Annotated in this window: 24 protein-coding genes; 9 read left to right on the plus strand and 15 right to left on the minus strand. The window is 71.9% G+C overall.

The genetic code is table 11. From position 1 onward, the window contains the following. Positions 1-237: 237 nt before the first annotated feature. Complete coding sequence (locus AB0C69_RS01090) at positions 238-708, minus strand: ATP-binding protein (RefSeq protein ID WP_360348120.1); 471 nt, start codon at positions 706-708, stop codon at positions 238-240. 80 nt (positions 709-788) lie between these two features. Here AB0C69_RS01090 and AB0C69_RS01095 point away from each other — a divergent pair, with 80 nt between their 5' ends. The 4 genes from AB0C69_RS01095 to AB0C69_RS01110 all read left to right on the plus strand — a co-directional run bounded on the left by AB0C69_RS01095 (position 789) and on the right by AB0C69_RS01110 (position 2,694). Then, entirely contained in the window at positions 789-1,598 is an 810-nt protein-coding gene (locus AB0C69_RS01095) for a helix-turn-helix transcriptional regulator (protein WP_360348123.1), read from the plus strand. Next, positions 1,595-1,780, plus strand: a complete 186-nt coding sequence (locus AB0C69_RS01100) for a DUF397 domain-containing protein (RefSeq protein ID WP_360348126.1) — start codon at positions 1,595-1,597, stop codon at positions 1,778-1,780. Before AB0C69_RS01095 ends, AB0C69_RS01100 begins: the two co-directional genes overlap by 4 nt. Positions 1,781-1,887: 107 nt before the next feature. Continuing rightward, positions 1,888-2,145 (plus strand): DUF397 domain-containing protein, encoded by a 258-nt coding sequence (locus AB0C69_RS01105; protein WP_360348129.1) that lies wholly within the window; start codon positions 1,888-1,890, stop codon positions 2,143-2,145. A gap of 126 nt (positions 2,146-2,271) precedes the next feature. Continuing rightward, on the plus strand, positions 2,272-2,694 hold the full coding sequence (locus AB0C69_RS01110) for a hypothetical protein (RefSeq protein WP_360348132.1): 423 nt from the start codon (positions 2,272-2,274) through the stop codon (positions 2,692-2,694). A 102-nt stretch (positions 2,695-2,796) separates the two neighbouring features. On the opposite strand, the gene AB0C69_RS01115 is transcribed toward AB0C69_RS01110, so the two are convergent. Next, positions 2,797-3,207, minus strand: a complete 411-nt coding sequence (locus AB0C69_RS01115; RefSeq protein WP_360348135.1) for a hypothetical protein — start codon at positions 3,205-3,207, stop codon at positions 2,797-2,799. A gap of 217 nt (positions 3,208-3,424) precedes the next feature. On the opposite strand from AB0C69_RS01115, the gene AB0C69_RS01120 reads away from it, so the two are divergent. Further along, positions 3,425-4,477 carry a hypothetical protein gene (locus AB0C69_RS01120; RefSeq protein WP_360348138.1) on the plus strand — a complete coding sequence of 351 codons (1,053 nt, stop codon included), beginning with the start codon at positions 3,425-3,427 and terminating at the stop codon, positions 4,475-4,477. Between the two features lie 33 nt (positions 4,478-4,510). Continuing rightward, entirely contained in the window at positions 4,511-5,149 is a 639-nt protein-coding gene (locus tag AB0C69_RS01125; protein WP_360348141.1) for a hypothetical protein, read from the plus strand. 71 nt (positions 5,150-5,220) lie between these two features. Here the strand turns inward: AB0C69_RS01125 and AB0C69_RS01130 are convergent, their stop codons facing one another. The 5 genes from AB0C69_RS01130 to AB0C69_RS01150 form a co-directional block, all read right to left on the minus strand. Continuing rightward, the gene (locus AB0C69_RS01130) at positions 5,221-6,255 is read right to left on the minus strand and encodes a CU044_5270 family protein (RefSeq protein WP_360348144.1); all 1,035 of its coding nucleotides are present in this window, start codon (positions 6,253-6,255) and stop codon (positions 5,221-5,223) included. Continuing rightward, the gene (locus tag AB0C69_RS01135) at positions 6,248-6,847 is read right to left on the minus strand and encodes an RNA polymerase sigma factor (RefSeq protein ID WP_360348147.1); all 600 of its coding nucleotides are present in this window, start codon (positions 6,845-6,847) and stop codon (positions 6,248-6,250) included. Before AB0C69_RS01135 ends, AB0C69_RS01130 begins: the two co-directional genes overlap by 8 nt. Before the next feature lie 161 nt (positions 6,848-7,008). Next, positions 7,009-7,614, minus strand: coding sequence for a GNAT family N-acetyltransferase (locus AB0C69_RS01140; RefSeq protein ID WP_360348150.1), 606 nt, complete (start codon positions 7,612-7,614; stop codon positions 7,009-7,011). Next, positions 7,589-8,962, minus strand: coding sequence for a serine/threonine-protein kinase (locus AB0C69_RS01145; protein WP_360348153.1), 1,374 nt, complete (start codon positions 8,960-8,962; stop codon positions 7,589-7,591). The genes AB0C69_RS01140 and AB0C69_RS01145 overlap by 26 nt, the downstream gene beginning before the upstream one ends. Positions 8,963-9,044: 82 nt before the next feature. After that, positions 9,045-10,271 (minus strand): amidohydrolase family protein, encoded by a 1,227-nt coding sequence (locus AB0C69_RS01150; RefSeq protein WP_360348156.1) that lies wholly within the window; start codon positions 10,269-10,271, stop codon positions 9,045-9,047. A 111-nt stretch (positions 10,272-10,382) separates the two neighbouring features. Here AB0C69_RS01150 and AB0C69_RS01155 point away from each other — a divergent pair, with 111 nt between their 5' ends. Further along, a complete protein-coding gene (locus AB0C69_RS01155) occupies positions 10,383-10,874 on the plus strand; it encodes a MarR family winged helix-turn-helix transcriptional regulator (RefSeq protein ID WP_360348159.1) in 492 nt (163 codons plus the stop codon). Between the two features lie 2 nt (positions 10,875-10,876). On the opposite strand, the gene AB0C69_RS01160 is transcribed toward AB0C69_RS01155, so the two are convergent. The 3 genes from AB0C69_RS01160 to AB0C69_RS01170 all read right to left on the minus strand — a co-directional run bounded on the left by AB0C69_RS01160 (position 10,877) and on the right by AB0C69_RS01170 (position 13,653). Continuing rightward, the gene (locus AB0C69_RS01160) at positions 10,877-11,482 is read right to left on the minus strand and encodes an isochorismatase family protein (protein WP_360348162.1); all 606 of its coding nucleotides are present in this window, start codon (positions 11,480-11,482) and stop codon (positions 10,877-10,879) included. Positions 11,483-11,553: 71 nt separating this feature from the next. Further along, on the minus strand, positions 11,554-12,528 hold the full coding sequence (locus AB0C69_RS01165; protein WP_360348165.1) for a helix-turn-helix domain-containing protein: 975 nt from the start codon (positions 12,526-12,528) through the stop codon (positions 11,554-11,556). A gap of 126 nt (positions 12,529-12,654) precedes the next feature. Next, positions 12,655-13,653 (minus strand): zinc-dependent alcohol dehydrogenase family protein, encoded by a 999-nt coding sequence (locus tag AB0C69_RS01170; protein ID WP_360348168.1) that lies wholly within the window; start codon positions 13,651-13,653, stop codon positions 12,655-12,657. A gap of 89 nt (positions 13,654-13,742) precedes the next feature. On the opposite strand from AB0C69_RS01170, the gene AB0C69_RS01175 reads away from it, so the two are divergent. After that, a complete protein-coding gene (locus tag AB0C69_RS01175; RefSeq protein ID WP_360348171.1) occupies positions 13,743-14,075 on the plus strand; it encodes a helix-turn-helix domain-containing protein in 333 nt (110 codons plus the stop codon). 12 nt (positions 14,076-14,087) lie between these two features. On the opposite strand, the gene AB0C69_RS01180 is transcribed toward AB0C69_RS01175, so the two are convergent. Further along, on the minus strand, positions 14,088-14,450 hold the full coding sequence (locus AB0C69_RS01180; RefSeq protein WP_345177930.1) for a VOC family protein: 363 nt from the start codon (positions 14,448-14,450) through the stop codon (positions 14,088-14,090). A 235-nt stretch (positions 14,451-14,685) separates the two neighbouring features. Here AB0C69_RS01180 and AB0C69_RS01185 point away from each other — a divergent pair, with 235 nt between their 5' ends. Further along, positions 14,686-15,903 carry a hypothetical protein gene (locus AB0C69_RS01185; protein ID WP_360348174.1) on the plus strand — a complete coding sequence of 406 codons (1,218 nt, stop codon included), beginning with the start codon at positions 14,686-14,688 and terminating at the stop codon, positions 15,901-15,903. Positions 15,904-15,919: 16 nt separating this feature from the next. Here AB0C69_RS01185 and AB0C69_RS01190 read toward each other — a convergent pair whose 3' ends face one another. The 4 genes from AB0C69_RS01190 to AB0C69_RS01205 form a co-directional block, all read right to left on the minus strand. Further along, positions 15,920-16,975, minus strand: a complete 1,056-nt coding sequence (locus AB0C69_RS01190; protein WP_360348177.1) for a hypothetical protein — start codon at positions 16,973-16,975, stop codon at positions 15,920-15,922. Next, positions 16,972-17,334, minus strand: coding sequence for a helix-turn-helix transcriptional regulator (locus AB0C69_RS01195; protein ID WP_353831981.1), 363 nt, complete (start codon positions 17,332-17,334; stop codon positions 16,972-16,974). Before AB0C69_RS01195 ends, AB0C69_RS01190 begins: the two co-directional genes overlap by 4 nt. 39 nt (positions 17,335-17,373) lie before the next feature. Beyond that, positions 17,374-19,071 carry a GMC family oxidoreductase gene (locus tag AB0C69_RS01200; protein ID WP_360348180.1) on the minus strand — a complete coding sequence of 566 codons (1,698 nt, stop codon included), beginning with the start codon at positions 19,069-19,071 and terminating at the stop codon, positions 17,374-17,376. Positions 19,072-19,191: 120 nt separating this feature from the next. After that, positions 19,192-19,770: a hypothetical protein gene (locus tag AB0C69_RS01205; protein ID WP_360348183.1), complete on the minus strand. Its 579-nt coding sequence runs from the start codon at positions 19,768-19,770 to the stop codon at positions 19,192-19,194. Between the last annotated feature and the right edge of the window lie 167 nt (positions 19,771-19,937).

The following is a 19,937-nucleotide window of genomic DNA, read 5'->3' on the forward strand; positions in this document are numbered from 1 at the left end:
CCCCGCACGGGAAGAGGACCCGGCCTCGCTGGACGTCCTGGTAGACCCACGCACCGCCAACGGCCCGCGCCCTCACGACCACGCCCACGTCTTCCGCCACCCCGCTCGCGTACACCCAGAGCAGCGGCGTGGGGAACTCGCGCCCGTACAGCTTCACGCACCGCCACCCAAGCGCCCCGACCGCGAGCGCCAACAGATCCAGATACCGGACGGCTTTCTGCCGCCTCCGCCACCGCCTCAGCACGAGACCCTCGCCCACACCCACTTGCCGGGAACAGCCCCGGCCACCCCGCACTCGGACGCCAGCGCCTGCACAAGCGGCAACCCCCACCCGCCAGTCCCGTCGTCGTACCCGTCATCCAGCGCCCGGGCGTCCGCCCCCATATCCCCCGGCCCCAACACCGGCCGAGTCACGGGCCTCTCCTCAGACGGATCCCACACAGCCACCAAAACGCCGCGCACCTCCCGCACGCACCTGATCCGGATCTCCCGCTCCCCGGCGACCCGCACGGCATTGGTGACGAGCTCCGCCACGATCAGCAGAACGCTGTCCGCCACCACCCCGAGCCTCCATTCCGAAAGCCGCAACCCGACCACCGTCCGCACCATCCCCGGCACAGTCGAATCGGCAAGGCAAGAAATGTCCACCTCGCCCGCATCCACGGCTTCTAAAGCCATTTCCACCACCCTCCTTTCACGGGGTTTCACGAACAACAGTGCGATCAGCGAGTTACTTTGGCCACACTTTCACCCGCACTGAAAACGAACGATCTCCAGAAGGGTCGGCAATGGAAAGCCACGACTCACTCGATCCGCGATCTTCCCTCTGGGACCTCGTAGCCGTTCAACTGCGACTTCTCCGCCTGAACCACGGGTGGACGTGCCAGCAGGTGGGGGACGTGGCAAACGCCTCCCGGTCGCATGTTTCAAACTGGGAGGCGGGCCGCCGCCGCCCCAACCAGGCGAACCTCGCGCCGCTGGACGAGGCATGGGGCACGGCGGGATTACTGACCGCCCTCGCGGAACACGCCAAGGACGGGCACGACCGCCCACGTGTAGGCGCCTTCCTGCAGTACGAGCGCGACGCCACGTCCATCAGGAACTACACATCCGACATCGTGTTCGGCCTGCTCCAGAGTGAGAACTACGCTCGCGCGCTGTTCCAGAGAGGCGGCGTGGTCGAGGACGTCGAGAGCGCCGTGAAAGATCGCATGGAGCGACAGGAGCGCCTGTATGGGCCGAACCCACCTCACCTCTGGGTGATACTCGCGCAGACGGTCCTGTGGTGGCAGGTGGGTGGGCCAGAAGTGATGTCCGGTCAACTTTCCCACCTGCTCCGCATGATGGAGTTCGACCACGTAAGCCTGCGCATCTTTCCCGTTTCAGCAGGATGGCGGGGAGTGAGCGGCTCGCTCAGCCTCATGACCACACGAGACTCAGAGGTCGCCTACCTGGAGTCGGGACGCATGGGGCGGCTGGTCGAACGCCCTCCGGAAATACGGGAGTTCGGCGTAAGCTATGACCGAATTGGGGCGCTTGCGCTTCGAGAGGACCAGTCAAGGATGCTGATCAAGCACATGCTAGGACTGATGAAATGACCACCTGGCTCAAGTCCACTCACAGCGACGAGACCGGAGGCCAGTGCGTCGAGCTGGCCGCGCTCCCCCACGCGGTCGCCATTCGCGACAGCAAGGCTCCCGACGCAGGTCATCTCACCCTTACCCCCCGCGCCTTCGCCAACCTCCTCACCCGCGCCAAGCAGGACAGACTCCCGCACTGACCCCCAGCCCGCATGCGGGCACGGAACGAGGTAGGAGACGTAGTGACGGAAGACCGCCCCGTGTGGCGCAAGAGCAGCCAAAGCACCCGGGAACTTCCGAGCAGTGCGTGGAAGTCGCCCGTCTTCCATGGCGCAGATCCACTCGTTCGGAAGATCACGGCAACTGCGTCGAGCTCGCCCTGCCTTCATGGCGCAGGTCTACTCGCAGTGACGAAACCGGTGGCCACTGCGTCGAGCTGGCCGCGCTCCCCCACGCCATCGGTATCAGAGACAGCAAGGCTCCTGACGCAGGGCACCTCGCCCTCACCCGCCGCGCCTTCGCCGACCTCCTCGCCCGCGCCAAGCAGGACTCTCTGCCGCGCTGACCTGACAGCGGAATCCGTGCCGGTCGGTCCCCCACCAGACGCCCGCGATCAAGCCGCAGGTACTGAGCTATAAGCTGACCTGCGCAAACTTCGCCTATCAGGATCGATCGGGGTGACGGTGCCGCGATGCCGACTCACGAGTGGACCATGGCCGGTGATGATTACGGCTCGCGGTCGCGCCCGCGGCGGAAGACCTTCACGGTCCTCGCCGTGGCTTTGCCAGTGCTCTTGGGGCTACTCGTCGTGCTGTACCTGGTCGGTGGGCTGGACGGGACCACCCGGTCCCTTGGCCCGAAGAACTACAGCGCCCACGTCGAATGCCAGGTGAACTCGGCCGGATCGCAGGGCACGGTGACGGTCAGCGGCACGATCACAGGCGACGCGACGCGCTACTCGGTCACCGTCGAGGTTCTGGACGCGGCCTCTCACCAGCGGATCGGCCTCCAGACCTTCGAGGTCCGCGGCACGAACGCCTTCGAAGGGACCACCGCGGCGCAAGCGCCGATCGGCCCTTCGGGCATCGAATGCAAGATCACCAAGGTCGCCTGAGACGCCACCTCGTTCGGCGAATCGGCGGTGGTAGGTGGCCGTCGAACGGACGGGCGGACGGGAACAGAGTCCCGGCCGCCCGTCGGTGTCGGTTCTCCGGCCTTACTTCCGCGAAGCGTCACCGGAGGACTCGGGGTGCTGCCCCTGCGGGGCCACTGTTCCAGCGGCGCTGACGGTACCGGCGCGGCCGGCGATGTAGTTGGCGAGGACGCCCGCGAGGAGGCCCAAGCCGATGACGCACAAGAGGGGCGCCTTGGCGCCGAAGACGATCAGGCCAAGAGTCGCGAGGCCGGAGCCCAGCAAGGTGTGCGAGGCGACCTTGCCGAGAAGGACGATGCCCGCGCTGGCGATGATGGCGAACATGGTGCCGACGGCACCGCCCAGCATGACGGCCCCTACGACGTCCTCCCCGCTGATGACGTCGCCCATGGAGACTACGAAGACCACGCTGCCGACGGACCCGCCTAGGAGCGCTGCGACGAGGATGGTCAGAAGGTTCGTGAGACCCTTCATGATTCTCTCCTGCTTTGGATTTTTCCCGCTTACACGCACGGGCTCGGAAGAGACCGTACAGAACACGGCCGCATCGACGGGAATCGGCGGCACGAAGTCTGATCGCCGGCCATTCCCGGAACGGGGTCTCATGGTCACCGCCGAAATGGGCGGGATCAGACGGCCCGGAGTGGATCCGGGCCCTGCGTGTGGACGCGCGTACCGCTACCGTCCAGGTGTGATCATTTCGCCGTCCTTCGCCTTGCTGGAAGGCCTGCTCGGCAGCCGCACCGATGATCCTCGGCTGGCCGAGTTGCACCGTGCCCACGGTCTGCGTCCACCGCCGATGTTCCCCGCCAGGGACGGCTGGGACGGTATGGGCGTCCCGGAGCAAGGCTGGGAGATGGCCTACAAGGCCACCGTGAGGGTCCCCGGCCGCTACCCCTCACCCCGGGTGCGCGGCCGCGGTCCGGTGATCGGCTATGTCACCAAGGTCTACATCACCGAGTCCTATCCCGCGCCGGTGCGGGACGGTCTCACGGTCGCGCTGCCCGAGCCGGAGGCCCGCGCACGGGCGCTGGACAGCATGGTCGCGGAGTACGGGAACGTCGTCCACGTACTGCACCGCGACGAGGAGAGCACGTTCGAGGTGCGTTACCACGAGGACGGCCGGTTCATCTGGTACCTGCTGACCCTCAACGAACGCGCCGAGAACGACCCGGAACTGCTGGGGACGGCGACACCGAATGCCCGGGCGATCCCGCTCTGGCCGGCCCCCGACCCCCACGAGTTCCTCCCCGCCGCCCTGCGGGCGCTGAAGGCCCACCAGGACGCCTCCGGACTCGACGGGCTCGACTTCGAGGCGTTCGACCGCTTCGAGCCGAAGGCGGTCGCGTCCTGGACCGGCAATGACGACGCCGACCGGGAGTTCCGCGTGTTCGCGGCGGACGGCGGCGGCGGGCGGGTCGCATTCTGGCTCGTCCACGAAGGCCTTCCGATCGAGCGGCAACCCGTGGTGCTGTTCGGGGGCGAAGGCCACGTCGGCCCGGTCGCCAAGGACCTGTGCGACCTGCTCTACCTGCTCGCCGCCGGCGTCGCCCCCTTCGATGCCTCCATGGCGTACACAGCCGACGAGGACGTCGACGAGGACACCGGCCCACAGCCCGAGCTCGCCCGCATCGCCGAAATCCATCTCCAACGACGCGAAGGCCGGACCCCGAAAGCGATCGTCGAGGACGCGGAGAACGAATACGCCGACGTCAGAGACCGTGTCGACGCCCTGACCAGATGAACCCGACTCTGGGCGGCCGGAGCATCGCCGACGATGCGGCAGGCTCTTGAGCATCCGGAGGGGGGCGATGTCGGTGTGAGCGGTGTGCAGGATGAACTCGTGGTTCGGCCGGACTTCCGGACGGGGCTGGTCGTTCTGGTCGTCATCGCGGTGGCCGGGGCGGGCATCGTCGCCGCGATCCTGATCGGCGACGCCCCGACCGTGTTCGCCCTGATCGTGGGCGGCCTGTTCGCCATACTGATCCCTTTGGCGATCGGGGCCCTTCTCAGCGCCCGGATCACCCTGACGGCTCACGAGCTCGTCGTCCAAGGGCTGTTCGGCCGGAAACGTGAGCCACGCTCGCGCGTCGCGGAGGTGGTGCGCGCGAGCATCATCGCGCCCCGCGGAGGGGCCGGTGAGAGCCTGTTCGTGCTCGACGCGCAGCGCGCCCTGCTCTTCAGAGTGCAGGGCAGCCTCTACTCGCGCGAGGACCTCACCCGGTTGGCGGACGCGCTCGGCGTGCCGTGCAGCGGGCCCGGCCGTCCCGTGAGCGCCAAGGAGTTCGCCGAGACGTACCCGGGCCTTGTGTCGTGGGTCGAGCAGCATCCCTACCGGCTCGCATTCGCAGTCGCCGGGGTCGTGTGCGTTACAGGCATGGCAGTGGCGTTCGTTTCGCTCGCGACGGCGTCCTGACCGGCCCGGAGTCGGCCGCACAGTGCGAGGCGGGGCCGGTCGGGATGACCGGCCCCGCCTGCGCCGCGGGGTCAGGTCACCGCCGGGGGGCGGTCCGCGATGGAGACCTTCAGCTGTGCCGAGTTGGTCAGGACGCTCCCGACCGGGGCTTCCGCCTTCTCGGCCTTGGTGACGACGCTGCGCCGGCCGAGGAACTCGTAGGTCTTGTCGTCGAAGATGTACTCCTCGCGGATACCGCCGTCGTGCGGGTCCAGCGTGACGGCGACGCCGGTCCTGCCCGCCGCGTCCACCGCGCGGCCGACGGTGGTGACGCCGTGGATCGCGGCCGCCGCCCGGAACAGCGCGGCCCGCTGCGCGCGGGGCATGTAGGCCTCGGTGAGCATGCCGCCGACGTTCTGCCACGCCGTGGCGTCGGCTTGGGGGCCGGTGCCCAGGCCGATGTACAGGTGCTGGTACATCTTGGCCGGATCGGCCGGCAGGCGGCTCAGGTAGGCGTAGTCGTTGCGCAGGTGCTCGGCGCGGTTGTCGAAGTCGGCGGCCTTGGACATCGAGCTGCGTCCCACGCCCTGGCGGGCCACGGCCGGGACGGGCCATCCTGGATACGGCTTCGGCTCCAGCGTCCTGGCCCACAGGACTCCGCGTGTGGCGTCGCCGTCCACGGGCAGCCAGATCTTCCGTTCCTGCCGGTCCAGGTAGCGTTCGTGGCGCCCGCCGGAGTTGCTCTCGACGGTGTCCATGGTCCGCGACTCGAAGACCAGGAACTGGCCGGGACGCGGGTGCAGCTCCGGAGACTTGGCCGCGTGGTCGGCGGCATGCTTGAGCAGCTGCACCGACGCCACCGGCATCGTGTGCACGACCGGCGGGGTACCCGGCTCCTCGCCCGTGCCGACCGCGATGACCCCGGCCGTGGCGGCGGCAGCGGCCAGTCCCGCCGCCAGACCGATCCACCCGCGCCGGGTCCGGCCGAGGACGGGCCTGGAACGCCCGGGGTCCGGCGCCGTGTCCCGCATGACGCTCAGCAGCCGGCGCTCCTCGGCCCGCACGTCGGTCAGGTCGAGCTCGGGAACGTCCGAGCGGAACCGCTCAAGCTCGGTCATCTCATTCATGGACGGGCTCCTCACTGACGTAGATCACGGGTTCGGTCGCACCGAGGTGCCTGCGGAGCTTGTGCCGGGCCCGGTTGATGCGGGACCGCACCGTCCCGACGCGCACGCCCAGGGCCTGCGCGGCCTCCGCGTAGCTGAGATCACCCCAGGCGACCAGCAGCAGCGCGTCGCGGTGCCCCCTCGGCAGCGCGGCCAGCGCGCTCGCCAGCGCCCTGCCGGACGCCCCCGCGCTGAGCCGCTCGTCGCTGCGCTCGGTGAACGGCTCCATCACGGGGTCGGTGCCCATCCGCTCCAGGACGCGCAGCTGCCGCACCTCCGCCCGCACATGGCGGCCCATCAGATTGGTGGCGATCCCGTACAGCCAGGGCCGCGCGTTCGGACGGGACAGGTCGTACCGGTCGCGCTGCCGGAACGCCGCCAGGAACGTCTCGGCCACCACGTCCTCGGCGGCGTCGGCGCCCAGCCGGCGGATCACGTACCGCTTGATGTCCGGGGCGTACCGGTGGAACACCTCGGCGAACGCCTCGGGCTCCTGCCGGGACCGCCTGATGACGGAGGCGTCATCGGCGTCCTCTTCACTCGCAGTGCTCATACACGGCCTCTCGGCTTCGGGTCGGAACACCCGTTGTTGCCGAGCCGCCCCCATCCGGTTCCCATCGCGATCGCGAGAGCGGTCGGATACCCACGGACGGCGACGAGATCAGAGGATATGGACGTCCCACCCAGGCACGATGCGTTCCGTGCCCAGCCCGTTCATCGGGGATCGATGTCCAGGATCATGTCCAGGGACGTCTGGCCGTCCGGCCCGGTGAAGGAGCCGACCCGACGGAAGCCGTTCTTCTCGTAGAAGCGGATGGCGCGGGGGTTGTCGGCCAGAACGCCGCCCCACAGGATGATTCTGCGTTTGCCGAGCCGCCGGGCGACCTCGCAGACGAGCGGCAAGACCAGCGTCGCCAGCCCCTTGCCCTGGTGGTCGTCGGCCAGCGTCAGGCCGAACCGGCAGTCGGTCGCCTCATCAAGGTGGATTCCGGCTCTGCGGTAGCGCACGAGGTCGCCTTCCGGCAGCGAGAGGCTGAACTCCAGCAGCCCCACGGTCCTGGCTGACGCTTCTTCCTCCAGCACCAGGCGGAGCTTGTCGTAGCGCGCGATCGCCGCACACAACTCCTGCGCGGCCGCCAGGTCGTCGCCGTCGAACCCGCTGAACCTGCGGGACTCGGCAGAAAGCGCGGCGAGAAAGCCTGCCAGACTCTCGGCGTCGGTTCGGGCCAAGGGACGAAAGACGAGGGGCACGCCGTCGGGCGACTCCAGACGGCTCCGCAGGGAGTCCGGGTCCTCAGCGATTCGCGTCAGGTTGAGCATGAGCCTCCCTCGTCCGGTGCGGCGTTGGGCCCAGGCACCAGCGGCCGGTGGACGGGAGCGCGGCCATGATCAGGGCAGCGGTCGCCAGGATGAAGACGATCACCAGGGGACCCCACCCGTATCCGCTTTCCCTGGCGCACATGCGCTGCGCCACCAACCCGGCGGTCATCACGATCGTCCAGCGTCCTGCCGCTTTGCGCCGGGACAGGAGTACCACGCCGACGACGAGAGCGACCGGCTCCGCGAAGCCCGCCGCCTGGTTCACATAGGCCAGCACCCTGTCCGGCGAATCGGGCGGGCGCAGGTCGAACGCGGAGTGGAAGAGCATGATCAGGAGCCCCGGAACGCACAGCAGGGCCAGCGCCATCGCGGCGATCGCGGTGCCGGCGCCGCCACGCTGGACCGCCACCGTGGGGTGGCTCGCCATCTGGGGCTGTGGAGTCCAGGGGTATCCGCCGCGCTGTTCGGGAGGGACATGCAGCGGCCCCATCGGCTCGCCGCGAAACGGCGGGCGGGCGGCGAGGCCGCGCAGGCGTTCGGCGACGGTGGCCGCGTCCCTCGGACGCGCGTCGGGCTGCTTGGCCAGCAGGTCCAGGACCAGGGCGCTCAGGCGGTCGTCGATGTCGGGCCGGACGGATCGCGGGGGCGCCGGGGCCTTGTTGAGGTGCTGGTAGAGGATGGCGCCGGCGCTGGATTCGGTGTCCACCCAGGTCGTCCCGGTGAGCAGCTGGTAGAGCACGCAGCCGAAGGCGTACAGGTCGGTGCGCTCGTCGACGGCGTGGCCCTCGATCTGCTCGGGCGCCATGTAGACCGGCGTCCCCGCCGACGACCCCGTAGCGGTGATCTTGGTGGCGTCGGCGAGGCGGGCGATCCCGAAGTCGCAGACCTTCACCTGCCCGGTGTCGGTCAGGAAGAGGTTGGCCGGCTTGATGTCCCGGTGCACGACCCCGCGCCGGTGGGCGGCGGCCAGGGCGTCGAGGATCTGCACCGCCCAGTCCGTCACCTGCGCGGCGGGCAGCCCGGCCGGCCTGTCGCGCAGGACCGAGGCCAGGTCGCGCCCCCGCATCAGCTCCATCACCAGGAACAGCAGCCGCAGGCCCCCGTCGGTGTGCTCGTCGACGTCGAACACCGTGGTGATGCCGGGATGGTTCAGGGTCGCGGCGATCTCCGCCTCCCGCCGGAACCGCGCGACCCCGGCCCCGTCGACGTCCCCGCTCAACGTCAGGATCTTCACCGCCACGGGGCGGCGGAGCCGCAGGTCGACGCCCTGCCACACCTCACCCATGCCGCCCTTGCCGAGAGGCGCCTCCAGCCGGTACCGCCCGGCCAGCTCCAGACCCTCGCGCATCGGCTCTCCTCAGCTCGGCAAGGCCGCCCGGGAAATCATATAGACGTCCGTGTATTTATAGGATGCCCGTGAGGCCGCCGCTTCACATGCCGGAGTGTCTCCGGGTGCCGCGGCGCCAGACGGCGCGGGTGTTGAGGGTGTCGGAGACGGCGGTGGTGGGATCGCCGTCGACGAGGAGGAGGTCGGCGCGCAGGCCCTCGGCGATGCGTCCGCGGTCGTCGAGGCCGAAACGGCGGGCGGGGACGGAGGTGGCCGCGCGCAGGGCGTGCGCCGGGTCGAGTCCGGCGCGGACCAGGTACTGCAGTTCGTGGTGGAGGCTCGCGCCGTGGGCGATCCCGCCCAGGAACGGCAGGGGCATGGCGGCATCGGTGCCCGCCAGCAGGTCCACGCCCGCGTCGCCGAGGGCCTTGACGGTGGCCAGGACGTCGTCGATCTCGCCCTGCGGGTAGTGGCCATAGCTGGAGCGCAGCGTCGTGTCCCAGTCGGCGCTCAGCCGGGACGCGACGCGGGGGTCGTCGGCGAGGTCGCCGCCGGTGATCCCCATCATGGAGGCGTTCAGGACGACGCAGGGGACGACGAACACCCCCGCGTCCTTGATCAGGTCGATGATCTCGCCGGTGGGGGGCCGGTCCATGAACAGGTGGGCCAGGCCGTCGATGCCCGCCTCGACGGCCATGCGGGTGGCGTCCAGGGTCAGGGTGTGGGCGACGGTGAGCATGCCGCGCCTCTTGGCCTCGGCCACGCCGGCGTTCAGGGTGGCCTGGTCGAGCATCGGAAGGCCGGGGTGCCCCTCGACGCTGCCGTCGTCGACCATGAACTTGATGTAGTCGGAGCCGCGTTCGATCAGCTGCGGGATGAACGCGACGGCCTCCTCCGGCGTGGTGGAGAACGGGATGAGCGGCGGCTGCCCGGGCGGCTTCACGCCCGGGGGCGGCCCGGGGCGGAAGCCCTCCGGGAACAGCTCGCTCGGGTGGCCGCCCGGCGGCGTGATGCCGAACCCGGAGGACCGCACATCGGCGAGGGCGTCGTTCTCGCCGATGTCCCCGCGGTTGTCGCGCGTGTGGAGGCCCTGCATCTCCAGCTCGGTCGTCACGCCGAAGCGCAGCGCCAGGGCGAGCGACTCCCGGGACGTGTGGACGTGGGCGTCGATCAGGCCCGGCAGGAGCGTCGCCCCGGCGCCGTCGACGATCTCGGCGCCCTCCGGGACGTCGCCGCCGACGCGGGCGATCCGCCCGTCCTCGATGAGCACGGTGGTCACGCCCAGGTTCTTCTCGCCGTCGAAGACCTGGGCGCCGGTGACAGCGGTCACGGGCACGGCTTACCTCGATCCGTAGGGTGTGCCGCCAATATATAGCACTTGCTATGCAAATGCATGACGTCATGTATATGCATGCCGGGCGCCACTCCGTAGGATGGCCGCATGGACAACGCCCCCCGGGACCCGGGAACCGACGGCAGCGCCCTCCTCGACCAGATCGGGCCCGCGCTGTCGCACCTGCGGCGGCGCACCTCCGGCGGGCGCGCGGACCTCACGCGCAACCTCGTCCTCAACGTGGTCGCGAACGCGCCCGGGGAGATGACGGTCGGCGGGCTCGCCGCCGAGATGGGGGTCACCCAGCCCGTCGCCAGCCGCACCGTCGCCGCCTGCATCGCCGACGGGCTGCTGCGGCGGGCCGCGTCCCAGGCGGACAGCCGCCGCACCGTCCTGGAACTCACGGACGCCGGAGAGGCCGAGCGCCGCCGCTTCGCCTCCGAGCAGCGCGCGACCTTCGAGGACATCACGGCGGACTGGGAGCTGGCCGAACGCGTCCAGTTCGCGCGGTTCCTGGTCCGCTACAGCGAGGACGCCGGCGCCTGGTCCGCGCGGCGGCAGCGCCGGGGCGGCCAGGACGGCGCGGGCGCGGACGCCTGACCTCAGGCGGGCAGGTCGTCCACGCGCGCCGCGACCCGGCCGAACAGGTCGCCGATCGTGGTCAGGGCCGCCGCGTGCAGCACCTCCGCCGGGACCGGCGCTCCGTCCGGGCCGGGCAAGGGCCGGGTGGCGCTCGCCTCCGCGACGACGGTCGGCCGGTAACCGCGGTTGAACGCGCCCTGCGCGGTGGACTGCACGCACATGTGCGTCATGAAGCCCGCCAGCACCAGGTCCGGCCCCGCATCGGCCCCGCGCAGCACGTCCAGCAGGTCCGTCTCGTGGAAGGAGTCAGGGAAGCCCTTCACCACGACCGGCTCACCGTCACGGGGCGCGACCCGCTCCACGACCTGGCCGATCTCGGCGCGGATGTCGTAGGGGCCACCCTCACCGCCGTCGTTGACGACATGCACCACCGGCGTCCCGGCGGCGCGGGCACGGTCCAGCAGCCGCGCCGCCGCGTCCAGCGCCCGGTCGGCGCCGGGCAGCGCCATCACGCCCGTGCGGTAGGTGTTCTGGAAGTCGATCATGATCAGCGTGCTCGCGGCCAGGGACGGCAGTCCGCCGTCCAGGCCCATCAGCTCACGCAGGGTCGCCGAAACAGCACTCATCGCATCCTCCTCGAGAAAGGGAAAGGCAGGGTTGGGCACCGGCCGCGCGGGGCCGGGAAACAGGGGAAAGGTCAGGCGGCGGTGCGGAACCGCCGCCGGTAGGACGCCGGAGTCGTGCCAAGGCGCCGCCGGAACGCCCGGTGCAGTGTTTCCGCCGACCCCAGCCCGGCGGCGGTGGCGACCCGGTCGAGCGGCTCGTCGGTGCCCTCCAGCAACCGCCGCGCCGCCTCCACGCGCGCCGCCTCGACGAACGCGGCGGGGGTGGCGCCGGTCTCCTTGCGGAAGACCCGGCTGAAGTGCCGTTCGCTCAGGCACATCCGCTCGGCGAGCGCGGCCGCCGACAGATCCTCGGCCGGGTTCGCGCAGATCCACGCTCGCAGCTCGTCGATGTCACGGCGCTGCGCGGGCGCGTGCCAGAGCGGCACGCTGAACTGGCTCTGCCCGCCTGGGCGCTTGAGATACATCACCAGCTGCCGGGCGACCGCCAGCGCGACCCGTTCGCCGTGGTCCTCGGCGACGAGGGCGAGCGCCAGGTCCATGCAGGCGCTGATTCCCGCGCCCGTCCACACCCTCCCCGACCGGACATAGATCGGATCGGGGTCCACGACGACATCCGGGTGGTCGGCCGCCAGCCGGTCGGCGGTGGCCCAGTGCGTGGTCGCCGTCCGGCCCGCCAGCAGCCCCGCCGCGGCCAGCAGGTGCGCGCCGACGCAGACCGACGCGACCCGCCGGGCGTGCCGGGCGGTCTCCGCGATCCATCCGACGAGATCCGGATCGACCACCGGCACGCCGGCGGAGTCGAGCGCGCCGGGCACCACGAGGGTGCCGACCCGGTCGCCGACCTCCTCGAACGTCAGGTCGGTGGCGAGCCGCACACCCGCGCTGGTGCGCACCTGGCCTCCGTCCGGCCCGGCGAGCAGCACCTCGTACGGGGTCCCGCCGGACAGCTCCCGGTTCGCGATCGCGAACACCTCGGCGGGCCCGGTGACGTCGAGAAGATCGACGCACGGGAACACGGCGATGACGACACGGTGCGAAGCGGACATGTCCCTATCCTCGCAGCGGGTCGCGATGGCCGCCATGACGAGGTCCTGTCACATCCGGACACCCGTGGCCTGGCGCGGGCGTCAGGGCCGCGCCGGCTCGGACGACGCTCCGGGCTCCTCGGGGCGTCAGCGGGGGACGGTGACGACGATCTTGCCGATCTGGGTGTTCGACTCCAGGTGGCGGTGGGCGTCGGCGATCTCCGCCAGGGGGAAGGCGCGGTCGACGACGGGGCGGAACGCGCCCGAGCGCAGGCCGGAGGTCACGAAGGCGGCGGCGCGGCGGAGGCGTTCGGGGTCCCTGGCCGTCTCCAGCATCGTGTAGGTGCGCATGTTCAGCGCCGGCAGGCCGAGCTCGATGCCGGGGTAGGGCGTCGGCTCGCCGCTCAGCGCCCCGTACACCAGGAGAGACCCGCCGGGGGCGACGAGCCGGGCCAGGTCCGTCACTCCGGGGCCCGCGACGGCGTCGAAGACGAACTCGGCGCCCCGGCCGCCGGTCGCCGCGAGCACCCGTCCGGCCACGTCGTCCTCCCCGGTGACGATCACCTCGGCCGCGCCCTCCTTGAGCAGCGCGTCCTTCTTGGCGGCGGTGCGTGTCAGGGCGATCGGGGTCGCGCCGACGCGGTCGGCGACATGGATCGCGGCCAGGCCCACGCTGCTGGACGCGGCGTTCAGCACGACCGTGTCGCCGGGCCGCATGCCGCCGACCTCGACCAGCGCGCCGTAGGCCGTCAGGTACGGCATCCACACCGCCGCGCCCTCGACCGCGCCGAGCCCTTCGGGACGGTGCAGCACGGCCGAGGCGGGCACGATCGCCTGCTCGGCGTAGACGCCGTACTCGTTCTGCGAGAACCCGGGGACCGTGCTGACGGGCTGCCCTGGCCGGAACCCGGTGACGCCTTCGCCGACCGCCTCCACGACGCCCGCGGCCTCGGTGCCCAGCCTGGCCGGAAACGCCGTCACCGGTTCGATGTAGCGGCCGGTCCGGAACAGCACCTCGGCCCGGTTGAGGCCGATCGCCTCCACCCGGATCCGCAGCTCGCCCGGGCCGGGCTCGCGGACCTCCACGTCCTCGATCCGCATCACCTCGGGACCGCCGAGCTCGTGGAACATCACCGTCTTGGCCATCGCGGGGCCCTTCCTCGTAGCAGGTCGGTCCACTGAACCCCTTAGTACGATGGCTGTCAAACTTTGATGGGTGTCGTACTATGGGCGCCATGGAGGACGACCGCATCCCGGCGCACCCCGACGTCCGGACGATCCCGCTTCAGCAGATCCTCGAAGCCCTGGTCGACCCCGTGCGGCGGAGCATCGTCACGAAGCTCCGCGAGGCCGCCGAGGACATCCGCTGCGGCGCCTTCGACCTGCCCGTGAGCAACTCCACGGCCACGCACCACTTCCGGATCCTGCGCGAGGCGGGGCTCATCCGGCAGTACTACGTCGGCACCTCCCGGATGAACGCCCTCCGGAGCGACGAGATCGACGAGGTCTTCCCGGGCCTGGTCGACGCCATCGTCGCCGCCGACCGCACGTCCCCCCGGCCTGCCTAGCGACCCCGCCGGTCAGTCGCCGGCGGCGATGCAGAAGGGGTGGCCCTCCGGGTCCAGGAGCACGGTCCACTCGTCGCCGCCCGGCTGGGTGTCGGGGCGGGTCGCGCCGAGGGCGAGCAGTTCCTTCACCGCGACCTCGACGTCCGCGACGGCGAAGTCCAGGTGCGCGTGCTTGGCGGCGCCGGGCCAGACCGGGGGCCGGTACCCCTCGATCCGCTGGAGCGCCAGCTGCGGCGCGGACCCGCTGTCGAGGTAGACGACGTCGTCGTCGCCGTAGCCGACCTCCCAGCCGGTGGCCTTCCGGTAGAACTCGGCCAGCGCGGTGTGGTCGGAGCAGTCGATGATGACCGCGCCGAGAGCGTTGAGAACGGACATGGGGGACCCCCTGCTGACGTACTTGACGGGTATGAAGCGCGGGGCCTCTCGGCACCCGCGTGCGGCCAGCCTGCCGATACCGGCGGCTCCCGGGCTTGAAGATCTTTGTGCCCCCACCCCTGGCCGGGACCGCGCCGGCGGTCGCGGCCGCCTACGAGCGGGGCCTCCCTGGCTGACCGATATGAACCTTTTCGCGGGGGAGGTACGAAACGGAGTGGTTCACTAGGATGCTCGCGTGCGCGAAGATCAAGAGGTCCCGGACGACGGCGTGCTGACCGCGCCGATCCGGTTGCCGGGCGGCGCGCCGGTGGCCGCGGACGAGCCGGCCGAGCGCGCCCCGAGCCCCGTTCCCGCCCCGGCGGGCGCGTTCGGGCGGGACGTCGAGCGGCTGGCCGGGCTGGTCGCGCAGCTCGTCGAGAGCGCGGGCGTGCTGGGCGTGCGGCTGGACGGCGAGGTCCGCGACGTGCTGGGCACCGCGGAGAAGGCGTTCGCCGAGGCGCGGGACGCGCGGCGCGAGGCCGCCGAGGCGGACGCCCGCGCGGCCGAGGCCGAGGCCCGCGCGGAGGCGGCCCGCCTGGACGCCGTGGCGGCCCAGGAGGAGCTGGCCGCCGGGCTCGCCGCCGCCAAGGCCAGCGTCACGGCCGCGCAGGAGAGCGAGGCCAACGCGTGGAGGGAGGCCGGCGCCCACCAGCAGGCCCGCGCCACGTCCGCCAACGAGGCCGCGCACGCCGAGGGGATCCGCAAGCGCGCCGAGGCGGCGTGGAGCACCGAGCACCAGGCGCGCACCGAGGCCGAGCGCGAGCGCGACGACCTGGCCGCGCGGCTGAGCAACGACCAGCTCGCGCTGGCCGCGGCCAAGAGCGACCTCGCCGACGTACGGGCCGAGTTGTCGGACGTGCGGGCCGAACTGGCGGAGGCGCGCGCCAAGCTGGAGGCCGCGGCCGACACCGAGCGGCGGCTGCGCGCGGAGCTGAGCGTCGTGCAGGGCGAGGTCGCGGGGCTGAGCGTGGAACGCGACGCCGCGACGGAGCGGGCCGCGGACCTGGCCGCGCGGGCCGAGCGCGCCGAGCAGCTCGCCGACGCGGCCGACGCCCGGATCGACGGCGAGCGGGCGCGGGCCGACCGGGCCGAGGAGCGCGCGGACGCCGCCGAGATCCGCATCGACCGCGACGCCGCGACCGTGCGGGCGCTGCAGGACACCCTGCGCGCCGCGCTCGACCTCCCGTCCATGGAGGACCTCGACGACGGCCGCGGCGTGCGGGTCGGCGACACGGGCGCGGTCACCGTCCAGCCCGGAGGCCTGGTCGGCGTCGACCAGGTCCCCGAGCTGATGGACGGCGAGCTGGCCGGACGGTTCGCCCGCGCGATCCTGGCCGTCCGCGTCCACCAGGCGACCCGCCGCGCCGTGGAGGAGCCGCCGGCCGAACCCGAGGAGGCCGAAGCCGAGGAGTAGCCCCGACCCCGGGCCGTCAGGCCTCGCCAGGACGGCCGGGGGCCCTGTTTCTGAGCGGGAGCTCCACAAGGCGGACGACGAGCATCGTCACGGCGAAACCCGCCAGGCACTCCACCAGAAGGTGGGTGAGTACCGGAAAGTCGCTGCCCTCCTCCAGGTACGACAGGCCCACGCGGACGAGGAGCGGCAGACCCGCCATGGCCAGGAGCGCGCAGGACCGGCGGCCCTGAGCGGACTTCGCCAGGGCGGTGCAGGCGAGTACGGCGACCGCCAGAGCGGCCACGAACTGGAGGCGGCTCCACATCTGCACGAAGGCGTAGGCGTGTTCGGGGTCCTTCATCAGTTTCGGCAGGCCGAGGTCACCCTGGAGGAGAAGGGTGAACAGCGGCTGCGACGAGAGCGCGACCAGGGTTCCCGCCATGACCGCGACCCCGGTGACGCGGGCGCGTCCGAGCAGGCGGGCGCCGTGCCGGGGGCCGGGGGACGCGACCAGCGACGCGGTGGCCAGCAGCGCGAGCGGCAGCGGGACGCCCGCCAAGGAGGACGCCACGAAGGCGTACGGGGCTTCCGGGAAGTTCACGGCCCAGAGCGCGAGGACGATCTGCGCGGCGGTCACCGCGCAGGCGGCGGTGGCGGCGTGCCGGCGGGCTCCGCGCCAGGCCAGGACCGCGATGGCGGCCCACGCCAGCCAGAACGGCGCGGTGCCGTAGTAGACGGGGAGCAGGCCCCAGAGGGTGGTGCCGTCGTCCAGCCGCATGTCGAGCAGTATCCCCCTTTGCGGGACGTTGACGGCGAAGCGCACCCCGTCGGCCACCAGCATGATCATCGCGACGAGGCCGGCGACGGCGAGCGCTCCCGGCCACGGCGATCCGGTGGCGTCGCCCGTGGCGCGGCGCAGCCGGATGCGGACGGCGCCGAGGAGCAGGTCGGCGGTGTCGGCGAGGGACGGCCGCGTCTGCTCGGGGCGGGCGGCGGACATCAGCACGTCCAGCATCTCCTCCCCGTGCTCGGCGCGGTGTCCGGCCGGGTAGCAGGCGAGGAGGCGGCGGTAGCGGAGTTCGAGCGCGCTCACCGGAGCCCCCCGAAGGCCGGGGTGGTGCCGCCGCGCAGGTCCGGGAAGGCGGCCAGGCGGCGGGCGGCGACCCGCGTCCGGTGCTGGAGCGCCTCGACCTCGGCGCTCAGCGCGGCGGCGCCGTCCTCGGTGAGCCGGTAGTAGCGGCGCAGCCGGCCGTCCACGACCTCCTCGCGGTCGGGGGCGATGAGCCCCTCCGCCTGCAGCCGGTCCAGCGCGGCGTAGAGCGTGCCGGCGCGCAGCCGGGCGCGCCCGGCGGAGATCTGCTCGACGTCGGACATGATCCCGTAGCCGTGCTGCGGGCCGTCCGCGAGCGCGGTGAGGATCAGGAACGTCGGCTCCTGCATGGATTTGGGCATATGATCGTTATATATCGATCATCTGACTATGGCAAGGCGTCATCGGAGCGCGGCGGGGGCCGTGGGCGGGACGGCGGGCCTCCCGGGCAGGACGCGGTCGACGCGCTCGTAGGGGCGGCCGGGCTCCGGACGGGGATCCTTCTGGCCCCGGTTCGGCCAGAACGCCATGGCGCGCTCGGCCTGGGCCGTGATGGTGAGGGACGGGTTGACGCCGAGGTTCGCGGTGACCGCCGAGCCGTCCACGATGTGCAGGCCCGGATGCCCGTGGACGCGGTGGTACGGGTCGACGACGCCGGTCTCGGGCGTCTCGCCGATGACGCAGCCGCCGATGAAGTGCGCGGTCGTCGGGATGTTGAACAGGTCGAACCACGTCCCGCCGGGGGTGGCGTCGAGTTCCTCGGCGAGCATCCGGACGGCCCTGTGCGCGACGGGGATCCAGGTGGGGTTGGGCTCCCCGTCGCCCTGGCGCGCGACGAGCCTGCGGCGGCCGAGGAGGCCGCGCTCCTCGCCGATGGTGATGGAGTTGTCGGCGGTCTGCATGACCAGCGCGATGACGGTCCGCTTGGCCCAGTCCCTGAGGGACAGGCCGCGCAGGATGACGGTCGGGTGCCGGGCGGCCTGGCCGAGGAACTTCAGCCAGCGGGGCGCGCCGCCCCCGTCCACCAGCAGGGTCCGGATGACGCCCATGGCGTTGTTGCCCGCGCCGTACCGGGTGGGTTCGATGTGGGTCTTGTCGTCCGGGTGGAACGACGAGGTGATGGCGAGGCCCGTGCTGTGGTCCACGTCCTTCGCGCGGTGCCAGACGGTCATGCGCTCGACGCCGAGGAGCGCCTCGGAGTTGGTGCGGGTGAGCTCGCCGAGGCGCGGCGACAGGTGCGGGAGACGGCCGGCGGCGCGCATGCGGTGCAGGAGGCGCTGCGTCCCGTACGTCCCGGCGGCGAGGACGACGTGCTCGGCGGTCAGCGTCCGGCGGCGCCCGCGGAACGGGCCGGTGCGCTCGGCGGTCACCTCGTACCCGCCGGACTCCCGGGGCGCCAGGGCGGTGACGGTGGTGTCGGGGACGACTCGCACGCCCGCTTTCTCCGCCAGGTACAGGTAGTTCTTGGTCAGCGTGTTCTTCGCGCCGACCTTGCAGCCGATCATGCAGGAGCCGCAGCCGGTGCAGGTGGTGCGGCGGGGGCCCGCGCCGCCGAAGTAGGGGTCGGCGGCGTCCTCGCCGGGCCTCTCGCCGAAGAACACGCCGACCGGCGTCGGGTGGTGAGTGTCGCCGACGCCCATCCGCTCGGCGACGCGCTTCATCGCCTCGTCGGCGGGCGTGACGAGCGGGTTCACGGTGACGCCGAGCATGCGGCGGGCCAGGTCGTAGAACGGCGCGAGCTCGTCCTGCCAGTCGGTGATGTGGCCCCACTGGCGGTCCTTGAAGAACGGTTCCGGCGGGACGTAGAGGGTGTTCGCGTAGACGAGGGAGCCGCCGCCGACGCCCGCCCCGGCCAGCACGAGGACACCGGCCTTTCCGCCCACCAGGTGGACGCGCTGGATCCCCCGCATCCCGAGGCGCGGCGCCCACACGTACCTGCGCAGCCGCCACGACGTCTTGGGCAGCGTGCCCTCGTCGAAGCGGCGCCCCGCCTCGACCACCGCGACCCGGTAGCCCTTCTCCGCCAGCCGCAGGGCCGACACGCTGCCGCCGAACCCGGAGCCCACCACGATCACGTCGAAATCGAAGCCGTCGGGCATCACATACCGCCTTCGTCGGGGGAACGAAGGGGCCGAGTGTGCTCCTCCGGAGCGGGCGCGCACCATGCACGCATCGCAACGATTCACGGCGGCTTTTGTCAGTGGAGCGACAAAGCCCGCTCAGCCGGCGGTGAAGGCGTCGAGTGCGGTGATCTTCCAGTGGCCGTCGCGGCGGGCGGCGGTGACGGTGAGCATGGCGGGCGCGTGGGTGCTCTCGCCGTCGGCGGTGCGGGTGGTCCGCTGGTCGGCGAAGACGAGGACGGCGGCGCGGTCGCCGGTCAGGGTGGTGACGGCGCTGTCGGTGACGCGGGTGCTGAGCACGGTCCTCGCCTTCGGGGCGTCCTCGCGGACCTTCCCGAAGATCGCCTCGTACTGGCGGACGGCGTCGCCGGCGAGGGACGCGCGTGCCGCCCGCGACGTCCGGCCGGGGGCGGCGTAGTCGTAGGAGAACACCTTGCCGATCATGTCGGCGACGGCGCCCTTCACCTCGCTGGTCGCGGCGCCGTCGGTGAGCGCGGCGTTGCGGGCGGACGGGTCGTCCCGCAGGCCGCCGGCCTGCCGGAGCGCCCACACGCCGAAGGCGGCGAGCAGGACGGCGGCGAGGCCGAGAGCGATGGGCGAGGACGCGCGGGCCCGCCACCACGCGGTGTTCCGCAAGAGCCGGGCGGTCCGCAGAGAAGTACGGCCGAGCTCCGCCATGTCAGGATCCCTCCGCCGGAGCCTGGCCCAGCCCGCTGAGCTTCCAGCCGCCGGACGTCCTGGTCAGCTCGCCGACGAGGCGGCTCTGCCGGACGGCGAAGGTGTGCGCGGTGTGGCCGGTGGCGAGGTCCCACAGGCGGACGGAGCCGTCGGCGGACCCGCTCGCC

The organism is Actinomadura sp. NPDC048032 (genome assembly GCF_040653175.1).
Lineage (GTDB): Bacteria > Actinomycetota > Actinomycetes > Streptosporangiales > Streptosporangiaceae > Spirillospora > Spirillospora verrucosospora.

Bases quoted from the DNA above. Each gene is read 5' to 3' on its own strand.
- AB0C69_RS01170 (WP_360348168.1), bottom strand. From the start codon at position 13,653: ATGGCCAAGACGGTGATGTTCCACGAGCTCGGCGGTCCCGAGGTGATG.
- AB0C69_RS01155 (WP_360348159.1), top strand. From the start codon at position 10,383: ATGGACAACGCCCCCCGGGACCCGGGAACCGACGGCAGCGCCCTCCTC.
- AB0C69_RS01175 (WP_360348171.1), top strand. From the start codon at position 13,743: ATGGAGGACGACCGCATCCCGGCGCACCCCGACGTCCGGACGATCCCG.
- AB0C69_RS01200 (WP_360348180.1), bottom strand. From the start codon at position 19,071: ATGCCCGACGGCTTCGATTTCGACGTGATCGTGGTGGGCTCCGGGTTC.
- AB0C69_RS01135 (WP_360348147.1), bottom strand. From the start codon at position 6,847: ATGAGCACTGCGAGTGAAGAGGACGCCGATGACGCCTCCGTCATCAGG.
- AB0C69_RS01100 (WP_360348126.1), top strand. From the start codon at position 1,595: ATGACCACCTGGCTCAAGTCCACTCACAGCGACGAGACCGGAGGCCAG.
- AB0C69_RS01145 (WP_360348153.1), bottom strand. From the start codon at position 8,962: ATGCGCGAGGGTCTGGAGCTGGCCGGGCGGTACCGGCTGGAGGCGCCT.
- AB0C69_RS01125 (WP_360348141.1), top strand. From the start codon at position 4,511: ATGCGGCAGGCTCTTGAGCATCCGGAGGGGGGCGATGTCGGTGTGAGC.
- AB0C69_RS01180 (WP_345177930.1), bottom strand. From the start codon at position 14,450: ATGTCCGTTCTCAACGCTCTCGGCGCGGTCATCATCGACTGCTCCGAC.
- AB0C69_RS01130 (WP_360348144.1), bottom strand. From the start codon at position 6,255: ATGAATGAGATGACCGAGCTTGAGCGGTTCCGCTCGGACGTTCCCGAG.
- AB0C69_RS01165 (WP_360348165.1), bottom strand. From the start codon at position 12,528: ATGTCCGCTTCGCACCGTGTCGTCATCGCCGTGTTCCCGTGCGTCGAT.
- AB0C69_RS01115 (WP_360348135.1), bottom strand. From the start codon at position 3,207: ATGAAGGGTCTCACGAACCTTCTGACCATCCTCGTCGCAGCGCTCCTA.
- AB0C69_RS01205 (WP_360348183.1), bottom strand. From the start codon at position 19,770: ATGGCGGAGCTCGGCCGTACTTCTCTGCGGACCGCCCGGCTCTTGCGG.
- AB0C69_RS01095 (WP_360348123.1), top strand. From the start codon at position 789: ATGGAAAGCCACGACTCACTCGATCCGCGATCTTCCCTCTGGGACCTC.
- AB0C69_RS01140 (WP_360348150.1), bottom strand. From the start codon at position 7,614: ATGCTCAACCTGACGCGAATCGCTGAGGACCCGGACTCCCTGCGGAGC.
- AB0C69_RS01195 (WP_353831981.1), bottom strand. From the start codon at position 17,334: ATGCCCAAATCCATGCAGGAGCCGACGTTCCTGATCCTCACCGCGCTC.
- AB0C69_RS01160 (WP_360348162.1), bottom strand. From the start codon at position 11,482: ATGAGTGCTGTTTCGGCGACCCTGCGTGAGCTGATGGGCCTGGACGGC.
- AB0C69_RS01110 (WP_360348132.1), top strand. From the start codon at position 2,272: ATGCCGACTCACGAGTGGACCATGGCCGGTGATGATTACGGCTCGCGG.